A 12,743-nucleotide genomic window follows, 5' to 3' on the forward strand; every position below is an offset into this window, starting at 1 on the left:
ATGTCGTTGCATCAGTACCGCCGCAAGCGTCGGCTGGGCGGGGGGAGCGGACAGACCCCGGAGCCGGACGATGCACCGGCACGAGGCAATCCGAAGCGGCGGCCGATCTTCGTGGTCCAACTGCACCACGCCAGCAGCCGCCACTACGATTTCCGCCTGGAAATGGATGGCGTGCTGAAAAGCTGGGCGGTGCCGAAGGGGCCGTCGCTGCGGGTGGGTGAGAAGCGCTTGGCGGTGGAGGTGGAAGACCATCCCCTGTCCTATGCCGGCTTCGAAGGTGATATTCCGGAAGGCCATTACGGCGCCGGCCACGTCGATGTGTTCGACCACGGCAGCTGGGCCTGCGAAGGTGATCCGCTGCAAGCACTGGCGGCGGGCAAGATCGACTTCGTGCTGCACGGGCAGCGCCTGGCCGGTGGCTGGAAACTGGTACGCACGGCGATGAAGGGCCGCCAGGTGCAGTGGCTGCTGATCAAGCGAGATGACGCGCAGGCGCGGGATGCGGAGGCGGACGATCTGCTGCACACGCCAGCACTGAAATCCGTGAAGAGGTCCCGGGTTTCAGCGAAGAAGACGGCTCCAGCGCCACGTGCCGCACACCCACGCAAGGCCGATGCACGCTGGCATGCGCGCGCGCTGCAGCTGGACGAGGCGCGCGACAGAAGCTACCCGCACCAGTTCAAGCCACAGCTCACCGATCACCGCGACACCGCGCCCGATGGCGAGCGTTGGCTGCATGAGATCAAGTGGGATGGTTACCGGTTGCTGGCCGATCTGCACGAAGGTGAGGTGACGCTGCGCTCGCGCAATGGCCTGGACTGGACTGCCGATTTTCCCGAAGTGGTGCAGGCGCTGCAGGCGCTGCCGGTGCGCGATGCGCGTCTGGACGGGGAACTGGTGGTGCTGGACGACAACGGCCGCAGCGACTTCGCCGCGCTGCAGCGGGTGATCGACGGCAGCTCGAAGCAACCGCTGCGCTACATCGTGTTCGACCTGCCGGGCGTGGCCGGGGTCGACATCAGCCGTGCGCCGCTGCTGCAACGCAAGGCACTGCTGAAGGAACTGATCGGCGATACAGTTGGCACGCTGGCCTTCAGCGAGCACGTCATCGACCACGGCCCTGCCGTGTTCGAAGCCAGCGGCAAGGCGGGCTTCGAAGGCATCGTCAGCAAGCAGGTCGATGCGCCTTACGTGAACACCCGCGCACGCAGCTGGGTGAAAGTGAAGCATGAGGACACCGATGAATTCCTGATCATCGGCCACACCGCACCCAAAGGCTCGCGGGTGGGATTCGGTTCGCTGCTGCTGGCCACGCCGGACAAGGGCGGCCTGCGCTATGTCGGCCGCGTCGGTACCGGCTTCGACGATGAGGGGCTGCGTGCGCTGGCGGCCACGCTCGCGCCGCTGGCGGTGAAGGAGGCGGTGCTGGAGCTGCCGGCGCACGTGCCGTTGCGTGCGGCCAGCGTGCGCTGGGTCAAGCCGGTGACAGTGGCCGAGGTCGCGTTCCGCGGCTGGGGAAAGGAAGGGTTGCTGCGCCAGGCCAGCTTCAAGCGGCTGCGCAGTGACAAGAAGAAGGAGGACCTGGCGATGAGTGCAACACCGGCCGATGACGGCGACGACGTTGCCATCACCCATCCCGAGCGCGTGGTGTTTGCGAAGAAGAAGCTCAGCAAGGGTGACGTCGCCGACTACTACCGGCAGATGGCACGCTGGATCCTGCCGGAAATCAGTGGGCGACCGCTGTCGCTGCTGCGCTGTCCCGACGGCGTAGGCAAGGCATGTTTCTTCCAGAAGCACCATGGCCAGGGCCTGGGTGATGCGGTGCATGCGGTGCCGCTGCAGCAGAAGAGCGGGCGCGAGGACTACGTCTATATCGATGACGAACGCGGCCTGCTGCAGCTGGTGCAGATGAACACCCTGGAACTGCATCCATGGGGCGCGACGGTGGCCGATCCCGAACATCCCGACCGGCTGGTGTTCGATCTTGATCCGGGTGAGGGCGTGAGCTGGGCCGACGTGAAGCGCGGCGCGCGCGATGTGCGCGATCGACTGCAGCAAACCGGGCTGCAGAGCTTCGTGCGGCTGTCGGGCGGCAAGGGCGTGCATGTGGTGGTACCCCTGCAACCCGCAGCCGACTGGGACGACGCGAAAGCGTTCTGCGAAGCGTTCGCGCAGGCGATGGCCGAACAGGCGCCGGACCACTACGTGGCGACGATGAGCAAGGCCAAACGCAGCGGGGTGATCTTCATCGACTGGCTGCGCAATACACGGGGAGCGACCAGCGTGTGCTCGTGGTCGCTGCGCGCGCGGGAGAGCGCGGGAGTCGCGGTGCCGCTGCGCTGGGAAGAGCTGGCGCGCGTGAGCGCGGCCGATGCGTTTCCGATGGACAAGGCGTTGGCACGGGCGAAGCGTTTGAAGGCGGATCCGTGGCAGGGCATCGACGCGCTGAAGCAGACGCTGCCGACGCTGCAGCGGTAGTGCCGGCCGCTGGCCGGCAACTGCAGGTTTGCTGGGCTTGCCGGCCAGCGGCCGGCACTACCCGTATCCGGGCATCGACGCGTTGAAGCAGCGGTTGCCGATGTTGCCTATGTCTGGACATTCACGGGCTGAAACAGCGACGTTGCAGTGGTAGTGCCGGCCGCTGGCCGGCAACTGCAGGATCATCGAGGTTGCCGGCCAGCGGCCGGCACTACCGGTATCCGCTCAGCGCCGATCGCGCGATGCGCGACGGCCGAACCACCAGCCCAGCAGCAACTGCACCGGCAGCGAGACCAGCAGGCCGATGACGAACCAGTGCGGGAAGTCGCCGCCCATCACCCACAGCCCATAGCCCGCGCCGAGCACCAGCAGTGACCAGATCGAGGTGCCATGCGCGCGTGGCCAGCACGGCGCGTAATACGTGGCGAAGGCAATGGCGGCGATGCCACCCAGCACGGTGAATGCCAGGTCCCAGCCGAGCTGGGCCTCGCTTTCCGGCGTCATGCGCAGCAGCGATGGCAGCCAGCCCGCGGCACTGCTGACCAGGGCCAGCGCGAGCAGCGCGCCGATCAGCGCGAGCAGGGAGAGAAAGACGGTCTTGAGCGTGCCGGGCATGCGCGCATTGTACGGCCGCCGGGGTGCGCGGCGCTGCCGGCAGATCGGCATGGCCGCCGTGCCCGTGGGAGAGGGAAACGGACACGGCGGCCATGCACAGGGGGGTCAGGCAGCGAAGTCGATCACCACGCGGCCTTCGATGGTGCCGGCGTGCATGCGCGCGAACACCTCGTTGACGTTCTCCAGGCGGTCGGTGCTGACCGTGGCGGCAACCTTGCCTTCGGCGGCGAACTGCAGCGATTCCTGCAGGTCCAGGCGGGTGCCGACGATCGAACCGCGTACGGTGACGCCGTTGAGCACCATGCCGAAGATGTCCAACGGGAAGTTGCCCGGTGGCAGGCCGTTGAGCGAGACCGTGCCGCCGCGACGGACCATGCCCAGCGCCTGTTCGAAGGCCTTGGGCGAAACCGCGGTGACCAGCGCACCATGCGCGCCACCGATCTCCTTCTTCAGGAACGCGGCCGGATCGGTGGTGCGCGCGTTGACGGTGACCTGTGCGCCCAGGCGCCTGGCCAGGGCCAGCTTGGCGTCGTCCACATCCACTGCTGCCACGTTCAGGCCCATCGCGCGGGCATACTGCACGGCCATGTGGCCGAGGCCGCCGATACCGGAAATGGCCACCCAATCACCGGGCTTGGTGTCGGTGACCTTCAGGCCCTTGTACACGGTGACGCCGGCGCACAGCACCGGTGCGATCTCCACGAAGCCCACTTCCTTCGGAAGCAGGCCGACATAGTTGGCATCGGCCAATGCGTACTCGGCGAAGCCGCCGTTGACCGAGTAGCCGGTATTGCGCTGCGTTTCGCACAGCGTTTCCCAGCCACCCAGGCAGTGTTCGCAATGGCCACACGCCGAGTACAACCAGGGGATGCCGACCCTGTCACCTTCCTTGATGTGCCCTACCCCGCCTCCCACGGCCACGACGTGCCCCACGCCCTCGTGGCCGGGGATGAACGGCGGGTTCGGTCTCACCGGCCAGTCGCCCTCGGCGGCGTGCAGGTCGGTGTGGCAGACGCCACAGGCCTCGATCTTGACCAGCACCTCGCCCGCCCCCGGGCGCGGTACCACGACTTCCTCGATGACCAGCGGCTTGCCGAACTCACGGACGACGGCGGCCTTCATGGTTCTGTTCATGCGTGCTTCTCCGTAGTGCGCTTGCAGACAGGATGGCGCCGGCCCCATGCCCGCGCCTTGATCCCGATCAATCCTCAGAAGAAGCCGAGCTTCTTCGGTGCGTAGCTGACCAGCAGGTTCTTGGTCTGCTGGTAATGGTCGAGCATCATCCGGTGGTTCTCGCGGCCGATGCCCGACTGCTTGTAGCCGCCGAACGCGGCGTGCGCCGGGTAGGCGTGATAGCAGTTGGTCCATACCCGCCCGGCCTGGATCGCGCGGCCCACCCGGTACAGCCGCGCGGCATCGCGGCTCCAGACGCCGGCACCCAGCCCGTACAGCGTGTCGTTGGCGATCTGCAGTGCTTCTTCTTCGGTCCTGAATGTGGTCACCGACACCACCGGCCCGAAGATCTCCTCCTGGAACACGCGCATGCCGTTGTGGCCCTTGAACACGGTGGGCTGCACATAGAAGCCGCCGGCCAGGTCGCCACCGAGCGCGGCCTTGTCGCCACCAATCAGCACCTCGGCGCCTTCCTCGCGGCCGATGGCGATGTAGGACAGGATCTTCTCCAGCTGTTCGCCCGATGCCTGCGCACCCACCATGGTGTTCGGGTCCAGCGGATTGCCCTGGCGGATCGCCGCCACGCGTTCGAGCACACGCTCCATGAAGCGTTCGTAGATCGATTCCTGCACCAGTGCGCGCGACGGGCAGGTGCAGACCTCGCCCTGGTTGAAGGCGAACATGACGAAACCTTCCACCGCCTTGTCGAGGAAATCATCGTCCTCGGCCATTACGTCGGCGAAGAACAGGTTCGGCGATTTGCCGCCCAGCTCAAGCGTCACCGGAATCAGGTTCTGGCTGGCGTACTGCATGATCAGGCGGCCGGTGGAGGTCTCGCCGGTGAAAGCGATCTTGGCGATGCGCGGGCTGCTGGCCAGTGGCTTGCCCGCCTCCAGGCCGAAGCCGTTGACCACGTTGAGCACGCCCGGCGGCAGCAGGTCGCCGATCACTTCCATCAGCACCAGGATCGACGCCGGGGTCTGCTCGGCAGGCTTGAGCACCACGCAGTTGCCGGCGGCCAGCGCCGGCGCCAGCTTCCAGGCCGCCATCAGCAGCGGGAAGTTCCACGGGATGATCTGCCCGACCACGCCCAGCGGTTCGTGGAAATGGTAGGCCACGGTGTCGTCGTCGATCTGCGACAGGCTGCCCTCCTGCGCACGCAGGCAACCGGCGAAGTAGCGGAAGTGGTCGGCCATCAACGGCACGTCGGCGTTGAGCGTCTCGCGGATCGGCTTGCCGTTGTCCCAGGTCTCGGCGTGGGCCAGCAGTTCCAGGTTCTGTTCGATGCGATCGGCGATGCGGTTGAGCAGCAGCGCACGGTGGGCGGCCGATGTGCGGCCCCAGGCGTCCTTTGCGGCGTGCGCGGCATCGAGAGCGGCGTCGACGTCCTCGGCGTTGGAGCGGGCAACTTCAGTGAACACCTGGCCGTTCACCGGCGAGATGTTGTCGAAGTACTGGCCGCTGCGCGGGGCGATCCATTCGCCACCGATGTAATTGCCATAGCGCGGCTTGAACAGGGAGCGCGGATCGGTGGCATGCGGGCGGGTGGACGGTACGGCGTTCATGGCGGCTCCTGTGGTGGGCATGGTGCATCCACAGGCGCAAAGACGATGCCAACTGTGGCCTGCTGCGCTGCATCACGCCTTCATCGCCCGGCTGTCGGTCATCCTGTCGCGCACCCTGCGGCAGCGCAGCAGGCGCGGCCGTTGCAGGGCGACGCGGGGTGTGCTGTTAATCGGGACAGGTCCCGCAACAACTGTCGCAATGTGCGACACAGGAGGCTGCCGGTGTCCCCGCTTGCTCCCGATCCCCGCCTGGGAAGTGCCCGGCGCAGTTTCTTCGAGCGCGGCGCTGCGCCCGTCGGCGCGGTGCCCGAGGCGATCCTGCATTCCTGGCAACGCTGCCAACGGCACGGCCTGCTGGTGGATGCGCAGCCGGCCGCCGAACCACTGACCGACAACCGCCTGCGCGAACTGCGCCAGCGCCGCGAGCGCCTGTGGCGACAAGCGCGCCCGGAGCTGGACGGACTGGCGGCGGAAATGACCCACAGCGGCAGCATCGTGCTGCTGACCGATGAAGACGGCTGGATCCTCGACGCCGAAGGCAGTGCCGGTTTCCTCGACAAGGCGGGTCGTGTCGCGCTGATGCCGGGCATGCGCTGGGACGAGGGCACGGTCGGCACCAACGCGATCGGCACCGCGCTGGTGGACGGGCGCGCGCTGCAGGTGCGTGGCGGCGAGCACTACTTCGCCCCGCACGGCATCCTCACCTGTTCGGCCGTGCCGATCCTGGATCCCTACGGGCAATGCCTGGGTGTGCTCGATGTGTCCGGCGACGCGCGACTGCCACACGTGCACGCGCTGGCGCTGGTGCGGCAGGCGGTAGCGCAGATCGAGCACCGCGGTTTCGCCGACGGCCTGGCCGACTGCGAGCTGCTGCGCCTGCATCATCAACCCGCGCTGCTGGGCAGTGCGCGCGAAGGCGTGCTCGGCTTCCGCGGCGGTCGCCTGGTCGCGGCCAATCGTGCCGGCCTTGCCTTGTTCGGGCTGGATCGCCAGGACATCGGCCGCACGCCGTACGAAGCGCTGTTCGAACAACCGCTGTCGCGGCTGGCAGATGACGGCGTACTGCTTGATCGCCAGGGCCGTCGTCTGTACGGCGTGCGCGAGGCCCGTGCGTCGCGACGCAGTGTGGCTACGCCTGGACCGACCGCGCCGTTGCCGGCGAGTGCGCAGGGCCCACTGTTCGATAGCGGGCAGCAACAACAACTGGCCACCGCAGGACGCGTGCTGCAGGCCGGGTTGCCGGTGCTGCTGCAGGGCGAGACCGGCACCGGCAAGGAAGTCTTCGCGCGGGAACTGCACGCACGCAGCACGCGTGCGGGAAAGCCCTTCGTCGCGGTGAACTGCGCGGCGCTGCCGGAAGGGCTGATCGAAGCAGAGCTGTTCGGCTACGAGGAGGGTGCCTTTACCGGTGCGCGCCGGCAGGGCAGCCCGGGCCTGCTGCGGCAGGCCGAGGGCGGTACGTTGTTCCTCGATGAGATCGGCGACATGCCGCTGGCGCTGCAACCGCGCCTGCTGCGCGTGCTGCAGGAACGCGAGCTGTCACCGCTGGGCGGCGGCAAGCCGGTGAAACTGGATTTCGCACTGGTCTGCGCCAGCCACTGCGAACTGCCGCAGGCGGTGGATGCCGGTCGCTTCCGTGCGGATCTGTATTACCGCATCGCCGACCACGTGGTGACCCTGGCGCCGTTGCGGCAGCACCCCGATCGCGCTGCCGTGGTGGATGCCCTGTGGCAGCAGCTGGGACAGGGCCATGCGTTGTCGTCGCAGGCCCGCGCGGCGCTGGCCGCCCATGCCTGGCCCGGCAACCTGCGCCAGCTGAGTGCCTGCCTGCGCACGCTGGCCGCACTGGCTGAGCCGGGTCAACCGGTGGGCCCGCAGCTGCTGCCCGCGGACGTGCGTGCTGGTACGTCCACCGCGCCAGCAGTGCCTGCCAGCGGAGCATTGGAGGAGATCGCCGAGGCGGCCATGCGCCAGGCGCTGGCCGAGTGCCAGGGCAACGTCAGCGCGGCCGCCAAGCGGCTGGGAATCAACCGCAGCACCCTGTACCGCCGGCTGGGTACGCCACGCGGCTGAACGGATGCGCTGGCGCCGGGTCTGTGCCCGGCTCCAGCAGGGGCCGACGGATCAGCCCGCCAGCACCGCGGCCTCGCGTGCCAGGCGCTCGACGCTGTCCCAGTCGCGGGTCTGCATCAGCGCGGCGGTGGTCAGCCACGAACCGCCCACGCACAGCACGTTGGGCAGATGCAGGAACTGGCTGGCGGTCTGCGCACTGATGCCGCCGGTCGGGCAGAAGCGCACATCGCCGAACGGGCCGTGCCACGCCGACAGCATCGCCGCACCGCCGGCCTGCACCGCCGGGAAGAACTTGAAGGTATCCAGGCCGTGTTCCAGGCCGACGATCAGCTCCGAACCGGTGGCCACGCCAGGCAGGTAGGGCAGATCGGCATCGCGCGCGGCGGCATACAGCCGTGGGGTCGCCCCGGGCGACACCGCAAAGCGGCCGCCGGCCTGTTTCACCGCCTGCATCTGCGCGGCATCGAGCACGGTGCCGGCACCAATCACCGCATCCGGCACGGCCTCGACCATCGCCTGGATGGCTTCCAGCGCGCGCGGCGTGCGCAGGGTCACCTCGATCACCGGCAGCCCGCCACGGAACAGCGCCTGCGCGACCTGTACCGCATCGTCGATGTCATCGGGGGTGAACACCGGAATCACCGGTGCCAGTTTCAGTACCGCACGAACGCGTGGATCAGCGCCGGACATCGAATCGCTCCTCGCCCACCAGGGCCAACACATCAGCTTCGCTGACGGGATTGAAATCGCCGGGAATGGAATGCTTCAGGCCCCCGGCGGCCAGGCCGAAGCGCACGGTGGCGTCGGCATCGAAGGCCGACAGGATGCCATGCAGGATGCCTGCCGCGAAGGCATCACCGCCGCCGATGCGGTCGACGATGCCCTGCAGCTGGCGTACCGGGGCCTGTGCGCGGGTGCCATCGCGGCCCAGCAGCAGCGCGCCCAGCGCATGGTGGTCCACGCTCAGCGTCTGGCGCTGGGTGCAGGCCATCCACTGCAGCTGCGGGAACGCTTCGAACGCGGCCGCGGCCGCCGCTTCCACGCGCGCGACCACGTCGGCCTGTTCGAAACGCTGGCCGAGGATGACCTCGATATCGCGGTAGTCGGCAAAGACGATGTCGGCCTGCGCGAACAGTTCGTGCAGGATCGACCGCGCATCGCCACCCCAGCGCTGCCACAGCTTCGGCCGGAAGTTGCCATCGAAGGACACGCGCACGCCCAGTGCACGCGCAGCGCGCGCTGCGGCCAGGGTGGCCTGCGCCACGTCCGCGCCCAGCGCCGGGCTGACCCCGGACAGGTGCAGCCACTGTGCGCCCTGCAGCAATGCGGGCCAGTCGTAGTCGGCGGCGGTGCTGTTGGCGAATGCCGAATCGGCACGGTCGTAGACCACTTCGCTGGCCCGTTGCACCGCGCCGGTGGTCAGGAAGTACAGGCCCATGCGGCCTTCGGCATCTTCGCGCACGCCGCGCGTATCGACCCCATGCCGGCGCAGTTCGGCCAGCGCATGCGCGCCGAGCGCGTTGCCGGCGACGGTGCTGACCATGGCCACGTCATGTCCAAAGCGGGACAGCGAGACAGCCACGTTCGCCTCGGCACCGCCGACATGCACCTGCAGCTGCGGCGACTGCAGCAGCAGTTCGCGACCGGGCGCACCCAGGCGCAGCAGCAGTTCCCCGAAACACACGATACGACCCATTTCTGCTCCTTCACGCGTGCCGCCCGCATGTGACACTGGGCGGCGTGGTAGTGGACCACGCGTGGGGCGTGGAATTGGCTAGCGGTGTCATTTCAATCCCGCCCATCCTTGCCCTTAGCCTACCAAACTGTTGGAAGCATTGTCCTGCAAGCGTCTTGGAGACATTTCAGATCTGTTGCGGTGCAAGATGCCGGATCGGGAACGTGCTGTTAACGTCCGGCCTGACCAGCGGTGTCATCCCGCTGAAACAGCCGCGATACCAGACCTTTGGGAGAGGGGAAAGGCATGCATTCTCGGAACCATGAAAAAAAGACACCGGTTACCTTGCTCGCGTTGGCCGTCGCACTGGCCCTGGCAGGCAACGCCGGCGCGCAGCAGCAGAGCGCCAACCCGAACGCCACCGACCTGGATACGGTCACCGTCACCGGCTACCGCGCCAGCGTGGAGAAGGCGCTGGACATCAAGCGCGGCGAAGCCGGCGTGGTCGATGCCATCGTTGCCGAGGACATCGGCAAATTCCCGGACCTGAACCTGGCCGAGTCGCTGCAGCGCATCCCGGGCGTGGTCATCACCCGCGAGGCCGGCGAAGGCCGCAACATCTCGGTGCGTGGCCTCGGTCCGGAATTCACCCGCGTGCGCATCAATGGCATGGAAGCGCTGACCACGGTCGGTGCCGGTGACCAGAGCGGCGGCACCAACCGCGGCCGTGGCTTCGACTTCAACGTGTTCGCCTCGGACCTGTTCTCGCAGCTGCTGGTGCGCAAGACCGCCTCGGCCGACGTCGAGGAAGGCTCGCTGGGCGCCACCGTCGATCTGCGCACCGCGCGCCCGTTCGACTACGACGGGTTCACCTTCGCCGCCAGTGGCCAGGCCAGCTACAACGCGATGGCCGAAAAGGCCGACCCGCGCATTGCCGCGCTGATCTCCAACACCTTCGCCGATGGCACCTTCGGCGCGCTGCTGTCGGTGGCCTATTCCGAGCGCCAGGCGCTGGAGGAAGGCTCCAACACCGGTCGCTGGGCCAACGGCCCGAGCAACGGCAACTTCGCCGCGTCCTCGCCGTTCGCCGCCGCGCGTGGCGCCGATGTGTTCCATCCGCGCTTCCCGCGCTACGTGCAGATGGAGCATGAGCAGAAGCGTCTGGGCGTGACCGGTTCGTTGCAGTGGAAGCCGAACGACGCCACCGAGATCTCGCTGGATGCGCTGTACTCGAAGATCGACGCAACGCGTGACGAGCACTACATCGAGGCGATTTCCTTCAGCCGCGGCGCCAATGCGAGCGCACGCCTGTCGGGCAAGCCGACCACCATCGTCAAGAACGGCGAGATCCGCGACAACGCACTGCTCTACGGCGAATTCGACAACGTCGACATCCGCACCGAGAACCGCCACGACGAGTGGAGCACCGAGTTCAAGCAGATCGCGCTGAACGGCCAGCATCGCTTCGGTGATGACTTCACCCTGTCCGGCAAGATCGGCATCTCGCGCTCCAAGCACGAGAACCCGGTGCAGACCACCGTCATCATGGACAAGTACGACGTCGACGGTTACAGCTACGACTACCGTGGCAACAGCCGTGCGCCGATCCTCAACTACGGCATCGACCCGACCAATCCCAACGGCTGGGAACTGGCCGAGATCCGCCTGCGTCCGCAGTACGTGGACAACGACTTCGACACCGGCCAGATCGACTTCAACTGGAACATCAGCCCGGGTTTCCGCCTGAAGGGCGGTGTGCTGGCCAAGGACTACACGTTCAAGACCGTCGAACTGCGCCGCGCCAGCGAACTGGCCGTGCCCAACTTCGCCGGCGGCACAAAGATCGTGCCGGTGAACCTGACCGAGCAGGCCGGACTGAAGGGCATCAACGGTAGTCCGTCGAACTGGGTCGTGCCGGACCTGGATGCGATCGCCGAACAGCTCGACATCTACAGCAACAGCGGCACCTTCGCCGTCGCCCCGCGCGCCAACAACGTGCGCAGCGTCGAAGAGAAGGACCGAGGCGCCTACCTGATGGGCGAGTTCTCCACCGAACTGGGCTCGCTGCCGTTGTCGGGCAATTTCGGTGTGCGCTACGTGCGCACCAAGCAGTCGGCCACCGGGCAGTCGACGCTGGCCAACGGCACCGTCGAAACCACGGTCAGCCGTACCTACGATGACACCCTGCCCTCGTTCAACCTGGTGGCGGAAGTCACCCCGGACTTCCTGATCCGGCTGGGTGCGGCCAAGGTGATGAGCCGTCCGGGGCTGGGCAGCCTGACCCCGGGCGCGACAGTGGCCGTGGCCGGTGGTGCACGCACCATCTCCAGCGGCAACCCGATGCTGGATCCGATCCGCGCAACCAATGTCGACCTTGGTTTCGAGTGGTACTTCGCCGAGGGCGCAATGGCCGGCATCGGCCTGTTCTACAAGGACATCGAGAGCTTCGTACAGACCACCCGCGAAGTGCGTCCGTACAGTGACAGCGGCCTGCCGGCTTCGCTGCTGGTCGGCACCGGCGCCTCGGCCACCGATGACTTCACCTACAGCAAGCCGGTCAACACCCCGGGCGGCGAACTGCACGGCGTGGAGGCCAACTACACCCAGCCCTTCACCTTCCTGCCGGGCAAGTGGGCCAACCTGGGCATGCAGTTGAACTACACCTGGGTGGAATCGAAGATCCAGTACATCAACGCGGCCGGGCAGCCGGTGATGAAGACCGACCTGACCGGCCTGTCGAAGTCGTCGTGGAACGCCACGCTGTTCTATGAAGGCGAGAAGTTCGCCGGGCGCATCTCGGCCACCAACCGCGATGACTACCTGACCCAGGCACCGGGCCAGGAAACCGGCTTCAACCTCGATGGCTACCACGGAATGACCGGTACCACGGTGTTCGATGCATCCATCCGCTACAAGATCAGCGACCAGCTGGAACTGAGCCTGGAAGGCATCAACCTGACCAACGAAGCGTCCGACGAGTGGGTGTACTCGCCGCTGACCGGTCGCCTGCCGCTGCAGTACACCGAGACCGGCCGCCAGTACCTGCTGGGGCTGCGCTACAAGTTCTGAGCAACGCCGACGGCGTGCCACCCGGCACGCCGTCGTTCGCCACGACCGCTGCTGCGCCGCAAGGTGCCGTCGCGGCGTGGCCTTGCTACGGTCCG

8 protein-coding genes are annotated in these 12,743 nt (G+C 67.3%); 3 read left to right on the plus strand and 5 right to left on the minus strand.

Going from position 1 to position 12,743, the window contains the following annotated elements:
• Nucleotides 1–2,478, plus strand: a complete 2,478-nt coding sequence (ligD, locus tag LC407_RS15135; RefSeq protein ID WP_223483119.1) for a DNA ligase D — start codon at nucleotides 1–3, stop codon at nucleotides 2,476–2,478.
• A 225-nt stretch (nucleotides 2,479–2,703) separates the two neighbouring features.
• On the opposite strand, the gene LC407_RS15140 is transcribed toward ligD, so the two are convergent.
• The 3 genes from LC407_RS15140 to adh all read right to left on the minus strand — a co-directional run bounded on the left by LC407_RS15140 (nucleotide 2,704) and on the right by adh (nucleotide 5,831).
• Nucleotides 2,704–3,093, minus strand: a complete 390-nt coding sequence (locus LC407_RS15140; RefSeq protein WP_223483120.1) for a hypothetical protein — start codon at nucleotides 3,091–3,093, stop codon at nucleotides 2,704–2,706.
• A gap of 105 nt (nucleotides 3,094–3,198) precedes the next feature.
• On the minus strand, nucleotides 3,199–4,227 hold the full coding sequence (gene adhP / locus LC407_RS15145; protein WP_176019188.1) for an alcohol dehydrogenase AdhP: 1,029 nt from the start codon (nucleotides 4,225–4,227) through the stop codon (nucleotides 3,199–3,201).
• A 74-nt stretch (nucleotides 4,228–4,301) separates the two neighbouring features.
• Nucleotides 4,302–5,831 carry an aldehyde dehydrogenase gene (gene adh, locus LC407_RS15150; RefSeq protein WP_223483121.1) on the minus strand — a complete coding sequence of 510 codons (1,530 nt, stop codon included), beginning with the start codon at nucleotides 5,829–5,831 and terminating at the stop codon, nucleotides 4,302–4,304.
• 222 nt (nucleotides 5,832–6,053) lie between these two features.
• Between adh and LC407_RS15155 the strand changes: the two genes are divergently transcribed.
• On the plus strand, nucleotides 6,054–7,904 hold the full coding sequence (locus LC407_RS15155) for a sigma-54-dependent Fis family transcriptional regulator (protein ID WP_223483122.1): 1,851 nt from the start codon (nucleotides 6,054–6,056) through the stop codon (nucleotides 7,902–7,904).
• A gap of 51 nt (nucleotides 7,905–7,955) precedes the next feature.
• Here the strand turns inward: LC407_RS15155 and eda are convergent, their stop codons facing one another.
• Both eda and LC407_RS15165 read right to left on the minus strand, forming a co-directional pair.
• Nucleotides 7,956–8,594 carry a bifunctional 4-hydroxy-2-oxoglutarate aldolase/2-dehydro-3-deoxy-phosphogluconate aldolase gene (gene eda / locus LC407_RS15160; protein WP_080150216.1) on the minus strand — a complete coding sequence of 213 codons (639 nt, stop codon included), beginning with the start codon at nucleotides 8,592–8,594 and terminating at the stop codon, nucleotides 7,956–7,958.
• On the minus strand, nucleotides 8,581–9,600 hold the full coding sequence (locus tag LC407_RS15165) for a sugar kinase (protein ID WP_099844521.1): 1,020 nt from the start codon (nucleotides 9,598–9,600) through the stop codon (nucleotides 8,581–8,583). The genes eda and LC407_RS15165 overlap by 14 nt, the downstream gene beginning before the upstream one ends.
• 285 nt (nucleotides 9,601–9,885) lie before the next feature.
• Between LC407_RS15165 and LC407_RS15170 the strand changes: the two genes are divergently transcribed.
• Nucleotides 9,886–12,648, plus strand: a complete 2,763-nt coding sequence (locus LC407_RS15170; protein ID WP_223483123.1) for a TonB-dependent receptor — start codon at nucleotides 9,886–9,888, stop codon at nucleotides 12,646–12,648.
• Nucleotides 12,649–12,743 lie beyond the last annotated feature (95 nt).

Origin of the sequence: Stenotrophomonas sp. OVS01A, from assembly GCF_019969775.1 — a bacterium.
In the GTDB taxonomy this organism is placed as follows: Bacteria; Pseudomonadota; Gammaproteobacteria; order Xanthomonadales; family Xanthomonadaceae; genus Stenotrophomonas; species Stenotrophomonas indicatrix.

What these genes read in the sequence shown, in the direction of transcription:
- eda (WP_080150216.1), bottom strand. Translation starts at nt 8,594, where the DNA reads ATGTCCGGCGCTGATCCACGCGTTCGTGCGGTACTGAAACTGGCACCG.
- ligD (WP_223483119.1), top strand. Translation starts at nt 1, where the DNA reads ATGTCGTTGCATCAGTACCGCCGCAAGCGTCGGCTGGGCGGGGGGAGC.
- LC407_RS15170 (WP_223483123.1), top strand. Translation starts at nt 9,886, where the DNA reads ATGCATTCTCGGAACCATGAAAAAAAGACACCGGTTACCTTGCTCGCG.
- LC407_RS15165 (WP_099844521.1), bottom strand. Translation starts at nt 9,600, where the DNA reads ATGGGTCGTATCGTGTGTTTCGGGGAACTGCTGCTGCGCCTGGGTGCG.
- adhP (WP_176019188.1), bottom strand. Translation starts at nt 4,227, where the DNA reads ATGAACAGAACCATGAAGGCCGCCGTCGTCCGTGAGTTCGGCAAGCCG.
- adh (WP_223483121.1), bottom strand. Translation starts at nt 5,831, where the DNA reads ATGAACGCCGTACCGTCCACCCGCCCGCATGCCACCGATCCGCGCTCC.
- LC407_RS15140 (WP_223483120.1), bottom strand. Translation starts at nt 3,093, where the DNA reads ATGCCCGGCACGCTCAAGACCGTCTTTCTCTCCCTGCTCGCGCTGATC.